Here is a 21,978-nt window from a genome sequence, read left to right on the forward strand (position 1 = left end):
ATTACAAATGTACTATTATTTCGATTGCCCTATCAATCATCGAACTGCTTAAGTCGAGGTGTGTAACCAATCTTATTGTACTTGAGCTTGTGGTGTTACAAAGCAGCCCCTTTTCCTGAAATCGGCTTACAACTTTGTTTGCCGTTCCGGCTGCAACTTCGAAAATTACAATGTTGGTTTCAACAGGCATAACTGATTTTACATAGCTTGTACCACTTAATGCTGCCGCCAAATCTCTCGCATGTTTGTGATCATCCTTCAATCTTTCTACATGATTATCCAAAGCATAAATTCCCGCAGCGGCAAGAAAGCCGGCCTGCCGCATTCCACCACCAAAAGCCTTCCTTATTTTTCTTGCTTTGTGGATGGTTGCTTTACTGGCCAGCAAAACAGAGCCAACCGGAGCGCCCAAGCCTTTCGATAAGCAAACCGAAATACCGTCGAAATATTGGCCATAATCGTGGGCGCTATCTCCTGTAGCGGTTAATGCATTAAAAATACGGGCGCCATCCAAATGAAGATTTAAGCCTTTTATGTTACACAGGTGATGAATGGGAGCAATATCTGATAGCTTGTAGCAACTCCCACCGCCTTTATTTACAGTATTTTCTAGTACAACCAAACTGGAATTAGGATAATGAATATTGTCTTCATTGATTTCGGGTTCGATAAGATCCGGAGTTAAAATCCCTCTTTCGCCATGCAACAACCTTACCGATGCCGCAGAGTGAAAGGCAATGCCTCCGATTTCATACCTGTAAACATGTGCCGTCTGGTCGCAGATAACCTCATCCATCGGCTGTGTAAAGCACTTTATCGCAATCTGGTTGGTCATCGTGCCTGATGGGCAAAATAAACCCGCTTCCATATTAAATAATCCTGCAAGTTTGGTTTCCAGCTGGTGGACTGTTTCATCCTCTCCAAAAACATCGTCGCCAACCTTTGCACTCATCATCGCTTCGAGCATACCCGGAGTCGGCTTGGTTACAGTATCACTTCTGAAATCTAAAAGTTCGTTATTCATCGTATAAAAATTGTAAAAAATAGCTTAGGTTAAAAAATAAGACCAATGCCTTATATGGTATAATTTTAAGGTTTTAGCATGATTAAACAGCTTATATAGTGTATTTTTTACACACTTATATTTTAACAACAACAAATTGTTAAAAAATTATTAAAAAAAAAGATACAAAATATAAGAGTTTTTATACTTTTATCGTGCTAAAACCAAAAATAAATAAAATGATAGTAATTGCAGACGGTGGATCAACCAAAACAAATTGGTGCCTGATCAACGAGGCCGGCAGAAAAATTTACTTTAATACCGAAGGTTACAATCCATATTTCTCAAAAGGGGAATATATTGTACAATCTTTAAATGAAACTCTTCCGGACCACCTAGAAAAAGAGAAATTAACGGCTGTATACTATTACGGGGCGGGTTGTTCTACGCCAGCAAATAAAAAAATTGTTGCCGATGCCATGAAACAGGTTTTTGTGAACGCAGAAATTTTTGTTGGTCATGATTTACTTGCCTCATGCAGAGCACTTTTAGGTAACGAGCCCGGATTTGCCGGTATTTTAGGCACCGGCACTAACTCATGCCTTTACGATGGAACCGATATTACCATGAACATTGACTCATTAGGCTATTTCCTGGGCGATGAAGGTAGCGGTTCTTACATCGGGAAGCGCATTTTAGGCGATTACATGAAAGGTTATATGCCAAAAGGTTTAAGAGAAGCTTTTTACGACAATTACGCTTTAACAAACGAAGATATTTTCGATAACATTTATAACAAACCATTACCGAACCGTTTCTGCGCAAGTTTCAGTAAATTTTTATACGATTTTAAAGATAGTTACGAGGATTATACTTACAAAACCATCGACTATGCTTTCACTGCTTTTTTTGAAGCTTTGGTAATTCATTACCCAAATTACAAAGACCACAAGTTAAACTGCGTTGGTTCTGTTGGCTACAGTTTCCGCGATATTTTGAGTATCGTTGCCGACCGCTATGAAATGGGCGTTGGTAAAATTATCCGCTCGCCAATAGATGATTTAGTGCATTACCACCTGGAGTTGGCTCCAAAAAGCTAATCAAATCAGCTTTTATTAACTAAGCTGAAGTTCATAATATCTAAAAAAAAACCGACTGGAAATTTCAGTCGGTTTTTTTTATTGGTAGAAACTACGCAATGCTGTTACCAAAATTTTTAATTGCGGGCATCAACTAACCTGCCTTTAATAAGTTTTCAATTTACGTGAAAGCGTTAATAATTTTACATTAAGCAATTGCACTTCTGTACTCAGCTGATTAAGCAAAACCTGCCTGGTGTTGAGCTCGCTTTCTGTAAAAACGCCACCGTTATCAAAAAGAAGCATGCGAAGATGGTCGCTAAGTTTCTGCTCGAATTCAAAATTTAGCCACCTTTTTTTAAGCCTCCCTATAACGGATGCCTTTTGTCCGCCCGAAACCTCATCAGGTTCATTAAGCATTAACCAGACAAATTTAGGATACACTTTTGAGCTATCGGGAACATACCAGATATCCGAAAGCAGATTTTTTTGAAAAGACAACTGTATTTTTTTTCGGTTATTGGTTAACGCTGCAATGCCCAAACCTGCAGACAGACCCGACCCTGCGATTACGACTGCATTTTGCGGCTGCTGTGCCTTAATTATTAAAGGCGCAACGCCCGTTACTGCACCAGCAATTATAGCCCCAACAGTAAATCTGTTCACTCTCTTTTTCCCAAGATCGTCCAGATAATCAGCAACCCTTCCAGTCCGCTCAGATTCGCAACGCAATGCTGCAGAGATACCGTTAAGCACATTTCCTGCGTAGGTAATTCTGTTCTCAATTTCAACATCGAGTGCCCGGATGCGCAATGAACCTTTATCTTTATTGCTGTTGGTTAAATCATACCGCTCTTTGATCTGGCGCAAAATACCCGTTGTATTTGCGAGCCGTAATTCTTCACTAGTCAAATTGCCAGATAGCATTTTAAAAACAATCCTTAACGAATCAGAATCGTTATACGAAGCTGGCAGCCCCTGCGCATAATCGGCTACGCAATAATCAGCACTTAATACTTTCGGCGTTTTTTTTCCTGAGAGGGAAATCTTACATGCCATAAAATTGACGCAGAAGGCTAAAATTAGCAGGATGAAAACAACATGCTTTTTACTATTGGGTTGACACAACATTTCAATATCGGATTGAATTATTTCTGGACTAAAATACTTGTAATTTGCTTACAAAAACGATAACTTGACGAATATTTTAAATCCCAATCAAATGAGTATAGACCCGAACAAAGAAGAACTTTCTGACGATAAGGAAGATGCTTTAACCAGCGAAGAAGACGCCCTAAATCAAAGCACGGTAATTAGCGGCGAGGATGCTGCAGCACATGATGCCGATTTATTAGATCAGGCAGATAAAGCTTCCAGATCATCATTCGAACTGGATATTTAATAGAATACAAAAGGTGTATCCTGAATGCCTAACGCTGCGCTGAAGCAGATAACCGCATTTATGATACACCTTTTTAGTTTGGCCACCGCTTTACTATCGCTAAAAGGAAATTTCTTTTCCGAAGAGTTTGGCGTATTTTCTTTTATCGAACCGGTATAAGGTTGCAGCTCTGTATGATACACCTTTTTGCTTCTCATCTAGTTCTTTTAGAACACCAAAACTGACAATCTTCTTTCTAAAGTTTCGTTTGTCAAGTTTTTTACCAAGCACAAGTTCATAAACATGCTGTAACTGGGTTAAAGTAAATTTCTCAGGCAGCAATTCGAATGCAATTGGCTGGTGTTTAATTCTCCGCTTTATTTTTTCTAAACCCTTATCGTAAATCTTCTGGTGGTCGAAAGCTAGTTTTGGAAGTGCGGTAATTGGCAACCAATTCGCCTGTTTTGCATAAGTACTAACCGGGCGCAAATCTTTATCTCCGCCTAAACGGATAAGGGCGTAATAAGCCAAAGTGATAACACGTCCTTGCGGGTGCCTTCCCGGGTCGCCAAAGGCATAATATTGCTCCATATAAATGCCACGCAAACCCGTTAATTCGTACAGGATTCGGGCAGCAGACTGGTCAAGGCTCTCATCTGCGCCAACGATGTTACCCGGTAATGCCCACCAGTCTTTAAATGGCTCTTCATTCCGTTCAATGAGTAAGATTTTTAATTCCTTACCATCAAATCCAAACAGCACACAGTCGATGGAGAAAACGGAATCTAAATGAGGTAAAATTTGTTCCAAGGTAAAATTTAGTTAATTTAAGCGTTAAAGGTATGACTTTCAATATTAAGTAAAAAAAATAAAATAAATTACTTAGTGTAGAAAATACACACTATATTCGTACTACGAAGATGAAACCAAATATTAAAAATATAGCTGTACTTACTTCCGGGGGCGATGCACCAGGAATGAATGCTGCCATTAGAGCAGTGGTTCGTACAGGAATTTACCATGGCATCAACATGTTTGGTGTTATGCAAGGATACCAGGGTTTAATCGCCAATACTATAAAACCAATGGACGCCCGTTCTGTAAGTAATATTTTACATCTGGGTGGAACAATACTAAAAACTGCCCGTTGTTTAGAATTTAAAACGGATGAAGGGCAGGAAATTGCCTACCAAAATTTAAAAGCAAATGATATCGACGGCCTAGTTGTTATTGGAGGCGATGGAACTTTCACAGGAGCGAAACGCTTTGGTGAAAAATTTGGCGTAAAAGTAATTGGTATACCAGGCACGATAGATAATGATTTAAGCGGTTCTGATTTTACTTTAGGTTACGATACCGCAATAAATACAGTAATTGAAGCAATTGATAAAATAAGAGATACTGCAGATGCACACGACAGGTTATTTTTTATAGAGGTGATGGGCCGTGATTCTGGCTGTATAGCCTTAAGAAGCTCGATAGCCAGTGGCGCAGAAGCAGTATTGTTACCGGAAATTGAAACCAGTGTTGATGAATTGATTGAAAAGCTTGCCTTAGGTGCTGCTACAAAAAAATCATCGAGTATTGTTATTGTTGCAGAAGGACACAAACAAGGTGGCGCCTATGATATTGCAAAACGGGTTAAGGAAACTTTTGACCATTATGATACTAAAGTTACCATTCTGGGGCATTTGCAAAGGGGCGGCAGTCCGAGCAGTTTCGATAGAATACTAGGCAGCAGGTTGGGCTTTGCAGCAGTGAATGCGCTGATTTCGGGCGAGAGTGCGCAAATGGTAGGTTTAAGAGGCAATGAAATTAAACTTACAAGTATTGAGGAAGCACTGTCTAACCACACGTTTAAGCTTGAAGATGACCTGATGGAGATGACGGAAGTTTTATCGATTTAATTTAAAATGATAGCAGTAGTATATAGCGGTTCGAGAACGGCCTTTTGGAAACTTACACAAAATGGAGTGGTTGTAGCACACTGCAATACAACTGGCCTGAATCCATGTTTTGTAGATTCGAAAACTATTCTTCAAATTTTAAATAAAAAAGTAGTTTTGGTAAACAATGCGGAAAGCATTAAAAAGATTTACTTTTTTGCCGCCGGAGCATCATCTGCAGAAAGAAAAGAAGAACTGGCAAAAACGCTGTCGTCATTTTTTAGATATAGTAAAATAATCGTCGAAAATGATTTATTTGGTGCTTCAAAAGCAGCCTGCTATGATAAAACCGGAATTGTTGCTATGTTAGGCAGCGGCTCTAATTGCGCATATTTTGATGGTAAAAAACCGCTTACGAACAACTTTGGGCTAGGTTATATATTGGGCGACGAGGGTTCGGCAAATTACCTGGGCAAAATATTGCTGAAAAGTTATTTAAATCACCGTTTGCCGGCAGAGCTCGAGGCTAAATTTAACAGAACTTATAACCTGGACAGGCCGCAGATATTTGAAAGAATTTATAATAAGCCACAAGCCAACATTTTTTTGAGTTCTTTTTTTGAATTCTTCGTACAAAATAATAAACACGGTTATATTATCAGAATGATAGACGAAGGGTTTGAGAAGCATTTTAGGACTTGTGTTCTGCCAATGGTTGAAAAATATCCGGAAGAGCAATTACATTTTGTTGGAACGGTTGCAGCAGAATTTCAGGACAGGTTGATACATACGGCAGATAAATACGATTTGACAATAAAAAGCATAATAAAAGAACCAATACTTAATTTATTAAAACATTACATTAATTAACAAAACAATGAGCAAAATTGGAATAAACGGCTTTGGCCGTATCGGCAGACTGGTTTTCAGAGCTGCTTTGAAAAGAGGATTAGATATTGTAGCAATAAACGATTTAATTGAGCCGGATTACATGGCTTATATGTTAAAATACGATACTACCCATGGCAAATTTGATGGTACAATTGAAGTTGTTGATGGAAATTTAGTAGTTAACGGTAAAACCATTCGCGTTACAGCAGAACGCAATCCAGCTGATTTGAAATGGGATGCTGTTGGTGTTGAAGTAGTAATTGAATCTACAGGTTTATTTTTAACCCGTGCTGATGCTGAGAAACACATTGCGGCAGGTGCCAAAAAAGTAGTTTTCTCTGCTCCTGCTAAAGATGGCGATATCCCTACTTATGTTATGGGTGTAAATCATCATAAATTAACTGCAGATCAAACTATCGTATCTAATGCATCATGTACCACAAATTGCCTGGCGCCAATTGCTAAAGTATTAAACGATAACTTTGGTATTGTAGAAGGTTTAATGAGTACAATCCACGCTGTAACTGCAACACAAAAAACAGTTGATGGCCCATCTGCGAAAGACTGGAGAGGCGGCCGCGGAGGTTTCTCGAATATTATTCCTTCATCTACGGGTGCTGCAAAAGCAGTAGGAATGGTTCTTCCTGAATTGAAAGGTAAATTAACAGGGATGTCTTTCCGTGTGCCTGTTGCAGATGTATCAGTTGTTGATTTAACTGCTCGTTTAGAAAAACCAGCAACTTATGAGCAAATTAAAGCAGCAATGAAAGCAGCTTCTGAAGGTGAATTGAAAGGTGTTCTAGCTTATACTGAGGATGAAGTCGTGTCTTCAGACTTTATTGGAGATGACCATGCTTCTATCTTTGATGCTAAAGCCGGTATCTCATTAAACGACAACTTTGTTAAAGTTGTTTCATGGTACGATAACGAATGGGGTTACTCTTCAGCATTAGCTAAATTTGTAGAATATTACGCTAGCTTGTAATCGCCTGCTAACATCATAAGCAAAAAAGACTCTTAATGGAGTCTTTTTTGCTTATATATCTTTTTTACATATGAATAGATTATTTATTTAACATAAATTTAACTTAATCTGTAAAACATTATTTATTATAAACCGTTTATTAACGATATCAAGTAAAAAAGATAGTTAGCTGGTCAAAATATTACGACTTTTGAAGAAATAAGTGAAATTTTGGGCAGATTATACCAATAGTTGATAAGATTTAACAATTGCTGTGAATAAATCTATGGTATATTTGCAACACAATCATTTTAATTCATCAAATCTTCATTAAAAAGAATTGTGAATAAAAAATGACAAAAAAAATACCTAAAAAAATGTTAGTGTATTTTTTACACTAAGAAAAATTTTACTATATTTGTAGAGTAATAAACGGAAGATGTTTATTCATATAGAAAAGATAAATCATTCTCTTGGCAAAATTAGTTTTGATAAAGAGAATTAAAGACAAAGCCTGGCTCATAACAGGTTTATATTTGGTTAGAAAAAAAGGAGACGCTTGGATAAGGTCTCCTTTTCTTATTTTATAGCTTCTAATTTTGAACAGCCAATACCCAAAATAATTCAATTTAGAATAAAGCTTAAGCATATATTATCAAAACAACCTAATTGGTCGCTTAGGCATTGTGGGACGTAATTGCTTCGCCAATTACCTCGACAAACCTACTATCTAATTCATCCATGGTTGCCCACTGAACACCTCTCTCTCCTGATTCGGCGTAAATTACCCCAACTTTTTCACCGTGTTCCAGAATCCTGTAAGTACCATTGTCTTGCGGCTCAATATTAAAAATTCTTCCATCAGCAGTAACTTCAAAAGCACTACCGGTTTCCGTTCCACCTGCTTGTTCGTGTAACTGATGGGCTACATTATCATTAGCATACGAGCTGGTAATGTTTGTGTGCGAGTTATCGATAAGGTCATGAATTGTCGCTCTTTCTTCCTCACGGTCTGCAGGCGCTATTGTAGGTTCGGTTTCAGCTGGTTTATGGGAAAATTCCTGAAAAATAATGTTTCCCCTATCAAAATGATGATGCTGATAAAAGTCTGGATGCTCAAGTTCTACGATTTCTTCTTCTATCCTTAACGCAGCGGGGCTGCCAATAGCAGATCTTATTTGCATTTCAGTATCCCTTGTTACCTCGCCAATAATATACCTCGGCATTAACTGATATTGCTCAATGCTCATCACAGGTATTACAACGGCTTTTCTGTCGTCGGCAAGATTCGCATAACCTATAGGTATTAAAATAGCCTTTTCATCCGGGCCAGCAATCGACTCATCTAAATCAACGATAATGTAACGTATCGCATTTTGCGAAGGATCAAACAAGAGATCCCTTACCTTACCAACAGTACTATCGCTTTCATCCAGAACTGGCCAGGAAGTAATATTGGCCTGGCCGTCACTAATTTTGTAATCGGTATTTGACAACTCTTCCAGGTTGACATATTCAATTTTTCCTTCGTTCATATCTTTCAAATTTTAAAACTGTTATTCAGTCCATAATTTAACACCATCAATTCTAAATGGTTTGAAGTTTAAAAAAGAGAAAGATTGGGCGTCTGTAATAACTTAAATAATAGACGGATACAAAAGACACCGCGGAACGGGCATGAAATGCGACTACTCTTAGTAAGCGATTGATAGATATAAACCAGAAAATTTAATTATTGGCCGCAGTTTAGTGAAGAATAATAATTTAAGCTAATTTCGAGGCAACAAGCGCCGTAAGTTCTGCCACGTTAAATGGTTTCGCCATATAACCATCGGGCTTACACTTCAATTGGAGAAATGTGTTTATGCCATGTGTAGATGATATCATGATGATTGGAATTTTTTTTATCATCTCATCATCCTTAATTTCACGGCAAATGTCTCTTCCATCAAAATCCCCAAGCATAATATCTAACAAAATTATATCAGGCTGATGAAGATATACTTTTTGAATAATTGCATGGCCGCTATCAGCAACTACTACTTCGTAATCTTCGAGCTCAAATATCAGTTGCAGGGCCTCTAATATTTCCGGACTATCGTCAACTATCATTATTTTAAACATTTTCCGGAACCTGGCTTTAGCAATAAGAATTTATACATCTATATAAGTATAAATACGTCCTTTTGTTTTAAATTTCTGAAACAGAAGCACAACTTTTCTGTTAATATGCAATTATAAGTTTGAATATGACCTCAGATAACGTCCCACTTAATCTAATACCACACAACGATTCAGAGCGACTGGAGAAATTGTTGAGGTATGACATACTTTATTCACCCGCCGAAAAGGCATTCGATACCATAGCGCTCCTGGCTAAAGAAGTATTCGATACTTCGAGTGCATTTGTAAACTTTGTAGATGAGCAACAGGTGTTTCTGAAAGCCAACATTAGCGCTATCGAAACAAATAAGATTAAAAGACAGGACAGCCTTTGCTCAATTACAATATTAAATAAAGCAATCACCGTTTTTACCGACACGCATAGCTACCCTGCCCTACTTGCCAGTCCGTATGTATCAGCCAGGAATGGGATTAGATTTTATGCGGGTGCACCCATTGTAACGCATGAAGGATACCAAATTGGAACCGTTTGCGTAATTGACGAAAAACCGAGATCGACAGTTTCAGAAAAACAGCTTAACATGTTGAAAATGCTTGCTGACTTGACACTCGAAAAACTCGAATCGCGGCTTGCACACCGGATAAATGTGAATGCGTACGACGACAGGATGCACCGCTTAGTGCATGATCTTAAAAATCCGATAACTTCAATTCTGGCCTACTCGCAAATTCTAGCCTCACGTTCTTTACCATTTGAAACTCAATCTGCGCTAGGGAGTAAAATTGAGAGGTCATCAAGAGCTATTGAGCAAAGTTTAAATAATATTTTAGAGGAAGCTAGCAACGATAATGGTGTAATCGATTTAAAACTTGAAATAATTACCTTCGAGGAGTTAGCAAAGTTCATTAAATCTACTTTTGAAAGTGCCTTGGCAAACAAATCTCAAACACTAGAAATTGATTGCGATGCCAGGCAAACTTTTAAAATTGATAGACGGAGAATTGAAGATGCGTTGACCAACCTGATGAGCAATGCCATTAAGTATTCGCACGTCGGCTCTGTGATTTACATTAATTGCTTCGCTTCCGGAGCAGATATTGTTATAGAATTCAAAGATAACGGCGTAGGTTTATCCGAAGATGATTTGAGTAAACTGTTTATAAAATTTGCGAAACTCTCTTCTATACCAACCGGCAATGAACGCTCTAATGGGCTGGGCCTTTCCATCGTAAAAATGTTAATTGAACTGCATAAAGGCAAAGTTTGGGCTACCAGCGAAGGCAAAAATAAAGGTTCTTCCTTTTTTATCTCACTTCCGGCTTCAAAACCAATCGGAATGCTTTCCTAGCCTTCTTATCCATAGTTTAAAGATTTTTTTTTGAACAATCTTTCAATAAAACTTGTTATTGTTTAAATATTGTGGTTGTATCTTAAAAACCAACTTCAGTCAATTCCTGACGATACCTGTTTTGGCATTTATCGACTGAATGGCAATAAACTCTATTAATCATATGGTTAGAATTCATCAAAACTCATCTCCTTTTTTTGAACTAGAAAACATCAATTTCAGTTTTGATATAAATACCGGAGCGCTGTTGCATATTGATGAAACGCTATCTCATTTGCTGAAGGAGACAGGCAAGTCCGACACTGGTAAACTCATTAGTTTAGTCCATCAGGAGGATGTTGAAATAGTAACACAAGCTTACAACCGTTTAAAGGAGGGAAAATCAATTGGCATCGTCAAATTCAGAATACTGAAAAACTCAAAAGAAGAGTGGATTTCGGTTATGCCTTTCCTTTATCGAAGTGAAACTGATTTAATATTATTTGCGAGCATTTGCATCATCACCGATGAGGTAGAAAACTACCAAACGGCTATGAAATTTGCCAATAAGAAGAATTCTATTTTACAAATGCTATCGCATGATTTACGGGGACCGCTTGAGATTGCAAAATCTATGGCTTTTGCACTTGGCCAGGACGCTCTGGAACCAAAAAGTCTTAAAAAGACCAAAGCAATTTCTGATATTCTGTCGCAAACCATCGCCTTGATTGAAAATCTTGTTGGTGAAGAATTTTTAGAAACTGTAGACACCCCGCTTGTAAAACGCAGGGTAAATTTAGTGGAAAAACTTGCGCAGTATATTGAACAATGCAAGCAGTTTCAAGACCTAAATGAACGGTCGTTTACGCTACATGTTGAGCAGGAAGAAATTTGGGCAAATATAGACGAGGCGAAATTTATGCAGATAGTAAATAACCTGATTACCAATGCATTAAAATTTACACATGCAAACGGGAAAATTTCTATTCATATTAATGAAACGGACCACGAAATTATTTTAACATTTAAGGATGACGGAATTGGAATTCCGGAAGCAATGTTACCTAATATCTTCGACCGGTATACCGTGGCAAAACGACCAGGACTTAACGGTGAACCAACAACCGGATTAGGACTTTTTATAGTGAGGGAAATTGTAGGTTGGCATAAAGGTAGTATCTATTGCGAAAGCAAAGAAAATCTTGGCACAACATTCATCATAACCTTCGCGAAATAATTTTAAACACAAATGAAGGAGAATTAACGAAAGCCGCCACTAACCATTATTTAAGTTGAGTCGTGTATTTATCGGCAGCACAATAGATACTTCACTCCCGATGGCGCTGGAATTAAAAGTAAACTTACCGTTAAGCAGCGCTACCATGTTCTCAATGAAACTCAGATCACTACCGTCTGAAAATCCACTTCGATAAATGATTCCGGTTCCATCATGAGTTAGCGACAGGGTTAAATGGCCGGAATTCTCATATAATGATAAGGCAGCATGAGTTGCATGGCTATCCAGAGCAATATTTAGTGCAAGTTCCTGGCAGGTTCTGCATAAAAAAATAGACAAATATGGGTCTAGCAGCATTGCATTTGCAGCAATCTGGAAAGACCAGTTTAGAGCGCCGTTTTCTCTTGTACAAATATCTTTTAAGGCAACTTCGAGACCAAAATCCTGAAGGAGTTGGGGCGTGAGTTTACGTGAAAGGTCTCTACTATCTTTAATCGCATTGTTTAGCAACTCATCAAGGTATTTTTTCTTTTCTTCGAACTTCACCGTTGATTCGATTGCTAAAGACCGGGTAAGTTGACTCAGGGCCAGCTTAACAGCATAAAGCAGCTAGCCAATACCATTATGAAAACGTTCCGCAATCACATAACGCTCATGCTCCTGGGTGTTTAAAATTGCTTTCAGGATTTCAGACCTCTGACCATCTTCGATTTCTTCAATTGCCCGCTGGGCTTCAAGAAGTGAGGTAATATCCACATTAACACCAATCATGGTTGCTGAGCCATTAGCTTTAACCACGCTAGCCTTGATGTGCATTGTTTTATTAACGCCGTTAATCTTGAAGTTAAGTACCTCATCAAAGGGCGTGGCTGCCAGCCGAATGAGCGAGGCAATGGTATTGGCTGTTTCCAAACTGTCGGCTTCGGCAAATGCCGCATAAATTTCCGGGTGGATAACTGCTCCCTTTTCTATTTGGAAAAGACTGTACATCCCGTCCGACCAGCTAAAGGTAGAACTTTCAGCATCGAACGACCAGCTGCCGGCTTTAGCGACCCGCTCGGCTTGTTGTAGTAACATTAAGTTGGTACGAAGTGCAAGTTCATCAGCTTTTCGCTTGGTGACGTCGCCGGCCGTGCCAAACCAGTGGATGATATCGCCCTCTTTATCGATAAACGGTACCGCCCTCGAATGGGTCCAGGCAACGCTGCCATCAATACTATTAACCTGATGTTCTAAATCAAAAACAGTTTTATTCTTTATGGCCTCCGCAATTGCAGTTTTCATCCGTAGTTGTTCGTGCTGGGGAATATATTTGGACAACCAATCTTTAGTTGGCTCGGCAGTATCTGAAATGAAGTCTTTACCATCAAGCCTTTTCATTTCAGACCAATCCGCACTCATCTCATAAACAATATCGACGCTTGCCCTGATAAATAGCCCCAGCCTATCTTCTATAGAAATTTCTGACATACACCAATTCTATCTATCTATCATCCAAACTAACAAATTCAAATTTATAATGCAAATCACGCAACGTTTGCTTTTATACAATCCATTGCGCAACAAAAAGTTTGCAAATTAATGTTAAATAGTAACGGAAGGATAATTTATCTGAAAAATCATGGTATTCCTTTGCTTAGATGATCTTGGGCTCGATTGCCAGCTTGACTGTCTCCTGAGTGGCAATGCGATTGAGCCAGGTGTAAATTTTCAATTTTGATTCATCGTAATCAGAAACACTTTCCCATGCTTTCAAGAACGTCCTTTCCAAAACCTCAGCAGATTTAGCATCATCATTTAAAGCCCTGTTAATTGCTCCATAAATCAGCGGAGCGTAAACTGCATAAAGCGTTTTAAAAACTTGTTTGTCTTTAGCTTTAAGTTTGCTTACCGATATCTGATTTGCAGAAAGCCAAACCCTCATAGGGCTATTTTCGGGGGTTTGGTTAGTGGTAATTAACATCTGCATATTAAAATTGTGCGGTAAACAGATTAGCAACAGGGCCAAGCTCATAATGTTTAGCTATGTTATTGAAAAACAAACAACTCCAGGGAATAATAGCCAAAACACAGGGCTATCGCAGCTCATAAACGCTATTAAACACTGAAGTTTTAAATTTTTTATACCATAGATTTGTACATTTGCCTCAAATGAAGTTTAGCCTCTGTTTTTTTAGTTTACTTGTTCTATTAATGTCATTCGTAAAGTGCGATGACATCAGCGAAGAAACAGGCTTAAATGAGCAGGCTTCGTTGTTAACTATTAAAAAACACAGCCCTTGCGCTGAAGCAGATAGCTGCTCTCCGCTTTGCGTTTGTGGTTGTTGCGGGCAAAACTTTGTTTTTCTTTTAAAATCTTCTGTTCCAAACTCTTTTAGATTAGAAAGCGCAGTTCAAAATGAAGCAGAATACTTCAACTCTCTTGTTTCGGGGTTTTCAAATACCATCTGGCAACCGCCAAAAATGAATGTCTACCGCTTCGGATAATAAAAGTTAATCCAGTATTTCATTCAATTAAAAATAATTTTAATGCAAAAAATATTTTTATTGTTGTGCATATTTTTTTGTGCAACAAGCGCTTACGCACAAAGCGATTTCAAAATTTTAATTAAATCGGCAGTCCAAAAATCACCTGTAGAAGGTGCAACAGTAAGCATTCCTGCTCATAAAATAACCAGTATATCAAACGAAAGCGGATTTGCCCTACTAAGCAATGTGCCGGCAGGAAAGCAAACCATAAAAATTAATCATGTCGGGTTTCAGCAAAAACAGGTGCTTGTTAATTTTCCTACAGATCAGGCTAATCCTTTAGAGATTTTTTTGGATCCAACGGAGGAAGAACTTGAAGAAGTTATCATTTCGTCGACCAGGACGAGCAGATCCATTCAAAACACCCCAACACGGGTAGAAACGATTGAATTGGAAGAAATTGACGAAAAAAGTAACATGCGCCCTGCTAATGTTTCCATGATTTTGCATGAGAGCACCGGCATTTCGGTTCAACAAACCTCTGCTACCAGCGGCAATGCAAGTATTAGAATACAAGGGTTGGATGGGCGTTACACCCAGCTTTTAAAAGACGGTTATGCAAGCTTTGGTAATTTCGCGAATGGATTAAGCATTCTAGAGATTCCACCATTAGATTTGGCTCAGGTAGAGATCATTAAAGGCCCTGCATCTACACTTTATGGAGCAGGCGCAATCGCCGGTGTTGTAAATTTTATTTCCAGAACCCCAAGAGCGCAAGGCGATTACAATTTTATTGTAAATCAATCTAACGTTGCCCAAACAAATATTGGGGGTTTTGCAATGAAACGCAACGAAAAAATTGGCTACAGTTTACTCGCCTTAACTAACTTTCAAAAGCCTTATGATGTAGATAAAGATGACTTTACAGAATTGGCAAAATCAAGGGATTTCACCATTCACCCAAAAATATTTATTTATCCGGATGAGAAGACAACGCTCGTTATTGGAAACGCATTTACACAAAGCCAAAGAACTGGTGGCGACATTTTTCTGATTAAAGACGGCGCTGATGTAAACCACACTTACTTCGAGACCAACAAAACCACCAGAAACACCTCAACTGTCGATTTAAGTTTGAAATCGGGTGAGCAGGATTTGTTTCGTATTAAATCGAGCTTTAATTATTTTAAAAGGAGTATCGATGTGCCGAACTATAGTTTCAAGGGCACAAATTACAACGTTTACACAGATATTAATTACCTGAAAACGTTGAAAAAACAAAGCTTGATATTCGGAGCCAGTCTTGTTTATGATAATTTCAGGGAGGATGATGTTAGTAATGAATCCAAAGATTTTAACACAAAAACCGCCGGCATTTACTTTCAACAAACCTGGGACGCTTCTGAAAAGCTGAAGCTGGAAAGTGGTATCAGAGCAGATTTAACACATTATTACAATCGTTTGTACAACAAAACAGATTTTTTCGTTCTGCCACGAGTTTCTGCTTTGTATAAATTTAACGATAACTGGAGTTCGAGAATTGGTGGCGGATTAGGTTACAAAACACCAACGCTTTTTACTGAACAAACGGAAACTTTTCAGTATCAGCGACTATTGCCATTAAACAATGTTTCCTCTGAAAAGAGTTATGGCGGCACGGCAGATGTTAACTATAAAACAAGTATTGGCGATGACTGGCTAATAAGCCTGAATCAAATGCTTTTCTATACGAGAATCAGCAATTCAACCATACTTTTACAGGATGCAGAGGCCCGTTTCTACTTTGCGAACACCACTTCGCCGGTGAACAGTATTGGCATGGAGAGCAATGCAAAAATTATATTTAAGGAATATTTTAAGTTATTCGCGGGTTATACATACACCAATGCTAAAGCAAAATACCTGCCGGTTATAGAAGATATTCGCCTCCTACCCAAAAACCGGTTAAACCTGGCGCTTTTGTATGAGAAAGAGCGAAACTTCAAATTTGGCCTTGAGGGCTATTTTACCGACAGGCAATATCTGTACAACAATTTCCAAACCCCTTCTTACTGGGAATTTGGGTTTATGGCAGAAAAGGTTTTTGGCAAAATATCGATTTTTATAAATGCTGAAAACTTTACAGATACCAGGCAAAGTAAATACAAAAGTGTTGTTAATGGCGAACATACAAATCCAACTTTCGATGATATTTGGACACACACGGAAGGCAGAACTTTTAACGGAGGTATAAAACTGAAATTGTAAAAACCGAAAACCTAATTCCATTTTATCCTGTTATAAATGAAGTTTACCTAAATCACTTAGCTATGGAAAATAACAATTTAATGCCAGACAATACATCAACAGAGGAAGAAATCCCAAATATTGAGCAATTTCAAGTGGAGCGTTCAGGCCCGCAGGATAACTTTCAACCAGAATCAGAAGGTATTAATCCTGATCCTGATGATGAAGATGAAGTGACAGAGGACGCCGAGTACTCGGAAGACGAGGTTGAATATGCTGACGGAGAAGGAACGTTGTTAAATGAGGAATTTAGCGAGGACGAAGATGACCAGTAACCATCAGTCGGCATTTTAAGGCACAGATTCTAAACAAAAAAAAGGTAGCAATTAGCTGCCTTTTTTTTGTTTCCTGCATTTTAATTTCTGAAGCAGGCTGATGGGAAAACACGACCAAATGGCCATTAAGTGTTACCACCCGCATTTCCTGCTAGGTCCCCGCCTACGTTCTCTTCATCATCAATTTCGCCAGTCAATCCGCGTTGCACTTCGTTGTCATCAACATTTTTTTGCTCATTCGGACTTTCGGTAGCCTGACCTTTATTATCTTCTTGTTCCTGCTCGTTTTTTGGATCTGTATTCATAATTACAAGTTTTTATTAATACAACATAGAGAAGTGATTGAAGGTTTTTGTTTTTTCACCCATTGAGTGGTAGCTATCTGTTTTCCTTGCAACGCATACCTTAAGTCAGCGCATTAAAAAAAAATCCCGATCATTTGCGGGATTTTTTTTTTGAAAAACTTTATTTACTTGCTTTTAAAAATAACAACTGCCAGTGGCGGTAAAGTTATTGTGATGGAATATTTCTGATTGTTATACGGCTCCAAACCGGGAATTATTTCTCCCCGATTATTAATTCCGCTTCCATAATAAACAATATCATCTGAGTTAAAAAGCTCTTTCCATTTAGTTTTGAACGGAACACCTATTTTGTAACTCTCCCTAACAACCGGCGTAAAATTCAGGGCTATAATTAATGTGTCTTTCGGCTTTGGGCCTTTACGCATATACACAAACACTGATTCATCACTATTATCAGCATCAATCCATTCAAAACCTTCATAGCTAAAATTGAAATGATAGAGAGCAGGTTCCTTCTTATATAAAAAGTTTAATGCCTTAACGGTTTCCTGCATGCCCTTATGGGGAGGATATTGAAGTAAATGCCAATCCAGTGATTGCGTAAAATTCCACTCATTTGTATCCCCAAATTCGTTACCCATAAACAACAACTTTGCGCCCGGGTGCGTATACATATAGCCGTAGAGCGCCCGCAGGTTTGCAAATTTCTGCCATTCATCGCCGGGCATTTTATACAACATCGGCGATTTTCCATGCACCACCTCATCATGCGAAAAAGGCAGCATGAAATTTTCGGTAAAGGCATAGGTCATACTAAAACTGAGCTGATTTTGATAGTGCTTTCTACCCAGTGGGTCTACCTTAAAATATTTAAGGGTATCGTTCATCCAACCCATCATCCATTTCATACCGAAACCTAAACCCCCTGCATGAACCGGATGCGTAACGCCCGGATAGGTGCTGCTTTCTTCTGCAATGGTGTGTACACCATCGAAATTACCATAAACAGCAACGTTTAAATCCTGCAGAAACTGGATGGCGCCTAAATTTTCGCTACCACCGTGCTCGTTGGTTGCGGCATCGCCATCTTCCCGCGAGAAATTAAAATAAAGCATTGAAGCCACCGCATCAACCCTTAGGCCATCGGCATGATATTTATCCAGCCAGAAAAGTGCGTTACTAATCAAAAATGAACGCACTTCATTCCGGTCATAGTTAAAAATATAAGATTTCCAATCGGGATGAAAACCCTTGCGCATATCGGCGTGTTCGTACAAATGTGTGCCATCGAATTCATATAAACCATGCCTGTCGCCCGGAAAATGTGATGGAACCCAATCCAGAATGACTGCAATTTTGGCTTTGTGGAGTTCATCGATAAGGTACATCAAGTCCTGAGGACTGCCATATCTTGAACTCGCTCCAAAATAACCTGTAATCTGATAACCCCAACTCGGGAAAAACGGAAACTCCATCACCGGCATCAGTTCTACGTGTGTAAAGCCCATTTCGACAACATAAGGCACTAATGCATTTGCCACTTCCCTGCAATTTAGTACCCGTTCGGGGTTGCCCGGGTCGCGTTGCCACGAACCTAAATGTAACTCGTAAACAGAAATTGGCTGATCCAGGGCATTGATTTTTGGCCGTTTGGATAACCAACCCTTATCTTTCCAGCTGTAGTCAGTATCCCAAACAATACTTGCAGTTTGAGGCGGATGTTCCCACCTAACTGCGTAAGGGTCTCCCTTTAAGTGTTCAGATTTATCAAAGCCTTTTACAACATACTTGTAAACATCACCTTTCTGTAAGCCGGGAATAAATCCTTCCCAGATACCAGATTTATCCCATCTTTTATTTAAAGGATGATGGTTTCGATTCCAATCGTTAAAATCGCCAACCACACCAACACTGGTTGCATTTGGCGCCCAAACAGAGAAACATACGCCCGGGGTTTTCTCGAGTGTGATAAGGTGAGCGCCCATTTTCTCGTATAAACGAAAATGTTTGCCCACAAGAAATAAATCGATATCATAATCGGTGTACAAACTATGCGGCCATACCGCCAAAGTCTTATCGATTATTACTGCTGCTTGCACCGGTTTTTTCGCCGGAGATTTTGCAGGTACTTTTTTTACTGCTGACATCGTAAATTTCAGTTAGATGTTTGAAAACCCCGAAAAGAGTTTGAAAGTTTTCGGGGTTAAAGTATTACAGACTAAGAATCTGTATATCAGAAAAATTCTTATTGCATTTAAAATGTAGCGAACCTTTTTCATCGGTATAAAACTCGGAAACTTCCCGGCCATCAACAACAATCTTTTTAACCTGAAAATTAACGCCGAAAATGTTGCAAGCGTAAAATTCGTAGTTTGGTGTATAAAGGCCTTCCGTTACCTGACCGATTTTCAACGTCGAGGCATCACCTTTCACGGTAAATTTTTTCTCCAGGTAAATATCTTGCTCGTAAGCGAATGTATCGCCATGGTCTTCGTACATGAACGAGTTAACTTCGTAATCGCTGTAATAAATGTTCAGCATTACCTCTGTTATCGCCTTTTCATCTACATACTGCATAACCGGATACTCCGGAATTACCGAACCTGCTCTCACAAACATTGGCATGCTGTCGATTTTAGCTTCTATGAGATGTTCGCTCTCACCAGATAAAACTTCGTTTGTCCAGAAATTATACCAGGTTCCTTTTGGAAGATAGACTTTTCTCGAAACTGCTCCCTGTTCTAAAACCGGGCAGATTAGTAATTTATCGCCATAGCAAAATTCATCCTGACGGAAACTGTTGCTGATGTTTTCCTGCTCAAGCATAACCAATGGCCGCAAAATTGGAAAACCGTAACGGTGATGTTCCCAAAAAACAGAATATAAATAAGGCATCAGGCGGTACCTTAACTCGATAAATTTACGGTTAATATTCTCAAAGAATTCGCCGAAACTCCATGGCTCCCGCTCTGCGGTATCTCCTGCTGAATGCGCCCGCATAAATGGCGAAAAAGTACCCAACTGAATCCATCTGGTAAACAATTCGCCATCAGGTTCGCCACTAAAGCCTCCAATATCAGTGCCACAGAAAGGAACTCCGGAAACTGACAATCGCTGGCATTGGATGTTGCCCATTTTTAAATGTTCCCAACTTGCGAGGTTATCGCCTGTCCACACACTTGCGTAACGTTGCATACCCGAATAACCGGCTCTGGTAATTGTAAACGGCCTTTTATTGCGCATCAGTTTCTTTAAGCCCTCGTAAGTAGATCGCACCATTTGCATCCCATAAACATTGTGTGCTTTGCGGTGCGAACCGCGGAAACCATCATAATTATGGCGTACATCGTTTGGAAATGTACCCGAACCAAAAACAGCCGGCTCGTTCATATCATTCCAAAAGCCTGCAACGCCCATATCTACCAGTTCTTTGTATAAGTTGCCCCACCAGGTTCGAACTTTTGGGTTTGTAAAATCAGGAAACTGGCAACGTCCTGGCCACACATGCCCTTCCATATAATAGTCATCACTCCGGCGACAAAAAAACCGCTTCTCTTTACCTTCTTTGAAAACCCAATAATCGTCGTCAACCTTAATCCCCGGGTCAATCATCACCACGGTTTTAAAACCATCGTCAGAAAGCTCTTTTATCATCCTTCTCGGATCTGGAAAATACTTTTTATTCCAGGTAAAGCATCGGTAACCGTCCATGTAATCGATATCCAGGTAAATGGCATCGCATGGAATACTCCGCTCACGGAATTGTTTCGCTATTTCCTTAACTTTTGATTCCGGATAATAACTCCAACGGCATTGCTGATAGCCCAAAGTCCATTTTGGTGGCATTGGGTGTGTGCCGGTTAAACTCGCATAACGTTTAACAACATCCATCATGTGCGGGCCGTGGATGTAATAATATTGCAATTCGCCACCATCAGACCAGAAACTGGTTTTGCTTACATCTTCTGCACCAAAATCAAAATACGATTTGAATGTGTTATCAAAGAAAATTCCGTAGGCAGATTGGTTATGCAGGCCAATGTAAAATGGTATGGTTCGATATAATGGGTCCTGGTTCCATCCAAAAGAATAGGCATCGGTGTTCCAGTTTTGAAACCTGCGCCCGCGTAAGTTGAAATTGCCCGACTTATCGCCAAGGCCAAAGAAATTCTCTTCGGGATGGCATTTTTTTGTAGCGAAGATGTAATAGCCACCAAAATCGGTATTTTCTTCCCAATGCATAGAATTCGCCTCATCAACCATTACCGTACCTGTAATGTTATCAGAAAAAGAAATATGGAAGTTCGATTTGTCGATTTTACAGGTTACAGCATGGGTAGAAACGGTGTAGCTATCTTCATGTTCCTGCATTTTAAACACCGAAACCTTCTGATCAACCTCCGGTACTGCGTATGAAAAGTCATCAAGAAAAACACCGTGCGGTGCCAGGCGAACGCGAATAATATCATCGCTAACAACCCGAATCTCAACTCTGGCATCGCCATCTGAGAAGTAAAACCTGTTGCCTTCTTTTTTAACTTTTGTTACTGCACCAAGATATTGTTTAACAATTGGTTTAACAGATATATCTACAGGATTATTTAAATGTTGTATCTCCTGCTCTTTCTCAATCAGCTCACTAGCCGGGCTCGGCTTATCGTTTTGCTCTTCCATCCTAATAATTTCAAAATTTAGTTCGATTTTCTAAAACAAGCTCGTTAAGAAAGCACTATAATACAAATATTTTATA

Annotated in this window: 21 protein-coding genes; 10 read left to right on the top strand and 11 right to left on the bottom strand. The window is 39.1% G+C overall.

Going from position 1 to position 21,978, the window contains the following annotated elements; genetic code table 11:
* Position 1: 1 nt before the first annotated feature.
* Positions 2-1,024 carry a threonine aldolase family protein gene (locus AC0IWT_RS08850; protein ID WP_471796866.1) on the bottom strand — a complete coding sequence of 341 codons (1,023 nt, stop codon included), beginning with the start codon at positions 1,022-1,024 and terminating at the stop codon, positions 2-4.
* A 218-nt stretch (positions 1,025-1,242) separates the two neighbouring features.
* Here AC0IWT_RS08850 and AC0IWT_RS08855 point away from each other — a divergent pair, with 218 nt between their 5' ends.
* Positions 1,243-2,103 carry an N-acetylglucosamine kinase gene (locus AC0IWT_RS08855; RefSeq protein ID WP_056871396.1) on the top strand — a complete coding sequence of 287 codons (861 nt, stop codon included), beginning with the start codon at positions 1,243-1,245 and terminating at the stop codon, positions 2,101-2,103.
* A gap of 144 nt (positions 2,104-2,247) precedes the next feature.
* On the opposite strand, the gene AC0IWT_RS08860 is transcribed toward AC0IWT_RS08855, so the two are convergent.
* Positions 2,248-3,141, bottom strand: coding sequence for a hypothetical protein (locus AC0IWT_RS08860; protein WP_471796867.1), 894 nt, complete (start codon positions 3,139-3,141; stop codon positions 2,248-2,250).
* Between the two features lie 163 nt (positions 3,142-3,304).
* Here AC0IWT_RS08860 and AC0IWT_RS08865 point away from each other — a divergent pair, with 163 nt between their 5' ends.
* Positions 3,305-3,484, top strand: a complete 180-nt coding sequence (locus tag AC0IWT_RS08865) for a hypothetical protein (RefSeq protein ID WP_056871775.1) — start codon at positions 3,305-3,307, stop codon at positions 3,482-3,484.
* Between the two features lie 99 nt (positions 3,485-3,583).
* Here the strand turns inward: AC0IWT_RS08865 and AC0IWT_RS08870 are convergent, their stop codons facing one another.
* The gene (locus AC0IWT_RS08870; protein WP_056871398.1) at positions 3,584-4,273 is read right to left on the bottom strand and encodes an NUDIX hydrolase; all 690 of its coding nucleotides are present in this window, start codon (positions 4,271-4,273) and stop codon (positions 3,584-3,586) included.
* Between the two features lie 110 nt (positions 4,274-4,383).
* Between AC0IWT_RS08870 and pfkA the strand changes: the two genes are divergently transcribed.
* Genes pfkA through gap form a run of 3 tightly spaced genes read left to right on the top strand, consistent with a single transcriptional unit; the run spans position 4,384 to position 7,225 of the window.
* Positions 4,384-5,370: a 6-phosphofructokinase gene (gene pfkA / locus AC0IWT_RS08875; RefSeq protein ID WP_056871399.1), complete on the top strand. Its 987-nt coding sequence runs from the start codon at positions 4,384-4,386 to the stop codon at positions 5,368-5,370.
* Positions 5,371-5,376: 6 nt separating this feature from the next.
* Positions 5,377-6,219 carry a hypothetical protein gene (locus tag AC0IWT_RS08880; protein ID WP_471796868.1) on the top strand — a complete coding sequence of 281 codons (843 nt, stop codon included), beginning with the start codon at positions 5,377-5,379 and terminating at the stop codon, positions 6,217-6,219.
* Between the two features lie 7 nt (positions 6,220-6,226).
* Positions 6,227-7,225, top strand: a complete 999-nt coding sequence (gene gap, locus AC0IWT_RS08885; RefSeq protein ID WP_029280245.1) for a type I glyceraldehyde-3-phosphate dehydrogenase — start codon at positions 6,227-6,229, stop codon at positions 7,223-7,225.
* 656 nt (positions 7,226-7,881) lie between these two features.
* Here the strand turns inward: gap and AC0IWT_RS08890 are convergent.
* Positions 7,882-8,739, bottom strand: a complete 858-nt coding sequence (locus tag AC0IWT_RS08890) for a PRC-barrel domain-containing protein (RefSeq protein ID WP_471796869.1) — start codon at positions 8,737-8,739, stop codon at positions 7,882-7,884.
* A 229-nt stretch (positions 8,740-8,968) separates the two neighbouring features.
* Complete coding sequence (locus AC0IWT_RS08895; protein ID WP_471796870.1) at positions 8,969-9,316, bottom strand: response regulator transcription factor; 348 nt, start codon at positions 9,314-9,316, stop codon at positions 8,969-8,971.
* Positions 9,317-9,453: 137 nt separating this feature from the next.
* Between AC0IWT_RS08895 and AC0IWT_RS08900 the strand changes: the two genes are divergently transcribed.
* Both AC0IWT_RS08900 and AC0IWT_RS08905 read left to right on the top strand, forming a co-directional pair.
* On the top strand, positions 9,454-10,677 hold the full coding sequence (locus AC0IWT_RS08900) for a GAF domain-containing sensor histidine kinase (protein WP_471796871.1): 1,224 nt from the start codon (positions 9,454-9,456) through the stop codon (positions 10,675-10,677).
* Positions 10,678-10,840: 163 nt separating this feature from the next.
* Positions 10,841-11,893 carry a sensor histidine kinase gene (locus AC0IWT_RS08905; protein WP_471796872.1) on the top strand — a complete coding sequence of 351 codons (1,053 nt, stop codon included), beginning with the start codon at positions 10,841-10,843 and terminating at the stop codon, positions 11,891-11,893.
* 39 nt (positions 11,894-11,932) lie between these two features.
* Here the strand turns inward: AC0IWT_RS08905 and AC0IWT_RS08910 are convergent, their stop codons facing one another.
* The 3 genes from AC0IWT_RS08910 to AC0IWT_RS08920 form a co-directional block, all read right to left on the bottom strand.
* Positions 11,933-12,439, bottom strand: coding sequence for a sensor histidine kinase (locus tag AC0IWT_RS08910; protein WP_471796873.1), 507 nt, complete (start codon positions 12,437-12,439; stop codon positions 11,933-11,935).
* 63 nt (positions 12,440-12,502) lie between these two features.
* Entirely contained in the window at positions 12,503-13,363 is an 861-nt protein-coding gene (locus AC0IWT_RS08915; RefSeq protein WP_471796874.1) for a PAS domain-containing protein, read from the bottom strand.
* A 166-nt stretch (positions 13,364-13,529) separates the two neighbouring features.
* Complete coding sequence (locus AC0IWT_RS08920) at positions 13,530-13,862, bottom strand: RNA polymerase sigma factor (RefSeq protein ID WP_471796875.1); 333 nt, start codon at positions 13,860-13,862, stop codon at positions 13,530-13,532.
* A 224-nt stretch (positions 13,863-14,086) separates the two neighbouring features.
* On the opposite strand from AC0IWT_RS08920, the gene AC0IWT_RS08925 reads away from it, so the two are divergent.
* From AC0IWT_RS08925 to AC0IWT_RS08935, 3 genes are all read left to right on the top strand, one after another.
* On the top strand, positions 14,087-14,380 hold the full coding sequence (locus tag AC0IWT_RS08925; RefSeq protein ID WP_471796876.1) for a hypothetical protein: 294 nt from the start codon (positions 14,087-14,089) through the stop codon (positions 14,378-14,380).
* A 42-nt stretch (positions 14,381-14,422) separates the two neighbouring features.
* On the top strand, positions 14,423-16,609 hold the full coding sequence (locus AC0IWT_RS08930; protein ID WP_471796877.1) for a TonB-dependent receptor: 2,187 nt from the start codon (positions 14,423-14,425) through the stop codon (positions 16,607-16,609).
* A gap of 62 nt (positions 16,610-16,671) precedes the next feature.
* A complete protein-coding gene (locus AC0IWT_RS08935; RefSeq protein ID WP_471796878.1) occupies positions 16,672-16,923 on the top strand; it encodes a hypothetical protein in 252 nt (83 codons plus the stop codon).
* Positions 16,924-17,048: 125 nt separating this feature from the next.
* Here AC0IWT_RS08935 and AC0IWT_RS08940 read toward each other — a convergent pair whose 3' ends face one another.
* The 3 genes from AC0IWT_RS08940 to AC0IWT_RS08950 all read right to left on the bottom strand — a co-directional run bounded on the left by AC0IWT_RS08940 (position 17,049) and on the right by AC0IWT_RS08950 (position 21,902).
* Complete coding sequence (locus tag AC0IWT_RS08940; RefSeq protein WP_471796879.1) at positions 17,049-17,228, bottom strand: hypothetical protein; 180 nt, start codon at positions 17,226-17,228, stop codon at positions 17,049-17,051.
* Positions 17,229-17,392: 164 nt separating this feature from the next.
* Entirely contained in the window at positions 17,393-19,375 is a 1,983-nt protein-coding gene (gene glgB / locus AC0IWT_RS08945; protein WP_471796880.1) for a 1,4-alpha-glucan branching protein GlgB, read from the bottom strand.
* 64 nt (positions 19,376-19,439) lie between these two features.
* On the bottom strand, positions 19,440-21,902 hold the full coding sequence (locus tag AC0IWT_RS08950; protein ID WP_471796881.1) for a glycoside hydrolase family 31 protein: 2,463 nt from the start codon (positions 21,900-21,902) through the stop codon (positions 19,440-19,442).
* Between the last annotated feature and the right edge of the window lie 76 nt (positions 21,903-21,978).

The organism is Pedobacter sp. AC464 (assembly GCF_979253075.1).

Bases quoted from the DNA above. Each gene is read 5' to 3' on its own strand.
- AC0IWT_RS08865 (WP_056871775.1), top strand. From the start codon at position 3,305: ATGAGTATAGACCCGAACAAAGAAGAACTTTCTGACGATAAGGAAGAT.
- AC0IWT_RS08900 (WP_471796871.1), top strand. From the start codon at position 9,454: ATGACCTCAGATAACGTCCCACTTAATCTAATACCACACAACGATTCA.
- AC0IWT_RS08850 (WP_471796866.1), bottom strand. From the start codon at position 1,024: ATGAATAACGAACTTTTAGATTTCAGAAGTGATACTGTAACCAAGCCG.
- AC0IWT_RS08920 (WP_471796875.1), bottom strand. From the start codon at position 13,862: ATGCAGATGTTAATTACCACTAACCAAACCCCCGAAAATAGCCCTATG.
- AC0IWT_RS08905 (WP_471796872.1), top strand. From the start codon at position 10,841: ATGGTTAGAATTCATCAAAACTCATCTCCTTTTTTTGAACTAGAAAAC.
- AC0IWT_RS08925 (WP_471796876.1), top strand. From the start codon at position 14,087: ATGTCATTCGTAAAGTGCGATGACATCAGCGAAGAAACAGGCTTAAAT.
- gap (WP_029280245.1), top strand. From the start codon at position 6,227: ATGAGCAAAATTGGAATAAACGGCTTTGGCCGTATCGGCAGACTGGTT.
- AC0IWT_RS08940 (WP_471796879.1), bottom strand. From the start codon at position 17,228: ATGAATACAGATCCAAAAAACGAGCAGGAACAAGAAGATAATAAAGGT.
- AC0IWT_RS08895 (WP_471796870.1), bottom strand. From the start codon at position 9,316: ATGATAGTTGACGATAGTCCGGAAATATTAGAGGCCCTGCAACTGATA.
- AC0IWT_RS08855 (WP_056871396.1), top strand. From the start codon at position 1,243: ATGATAGTAATTGCAGACGGTGGATCAACCAAAACAAATTGGTGCCTG.
- AC0IWT_RS08860 (WP_471796867.1), bottom strand. From the start codon at position 3,141: ATGGCATGTAAGATTTCCCTCTCAGGAAAAAAAACGCCGAAAGTATTA.
- AC0IWT_RS08915 (WP_471796874.1), bottom strand. From the start codon at position 13,363: ATGTCAGAAATTTCTATAGAAGATAGGCTGGGGCTATTTATCAGGGCA.
- AC0IWT_RS08890 (WP_471796869.1), bottom strand. From the start codon at position 8,739: ATGAACGAAGGAAAAATTGAATATGTCAACCTGGAAGAGTTGTCAAAT.
- pfkA (WP_056871399.1), top strand. From the start codon at position 4,384: ATGAAACCAAATATTAAAAATATAGCTGTACTTACTTCCGGGGGCGAT.
- AC0IWT_RS08880 (WP_471796868.1), top strand. From the start codon at position 5,377: ATGATAGCAGTAGTATATAGCGGTTCGAGAACGGCCTTTTGGAAACTT.
- AC0IWT_RS08950 (WP_471796881.1), bottom strand. From the start codon at position 21,902: ATGGAAGAGCAAAACGATAAGCCGAGCCCGGCTAGTGAGCTGATTGAG.
- AC0IWT_RS08935 (WP_471796878.1), top strand. From the start codon at position 16,672: ATGGAAAATAACAATTTAATGCCAGACAATACATCAACAGAGGAAGAA.
- AC0IWT_RS08930 (WP_471796877.1), top strand. From the start codon at position 14,423: ATGCAAAAAATATTTTTATTGTTGTGCATATTTTTTTGTGCAACAAGC.
- glgB (WP_471796880.1), bottom strand. From the start codon at position 19,375: ATGTCAGCAGTAAAAAAAGTACCTGCAAAATCTCCGGCGAAAAAACCG.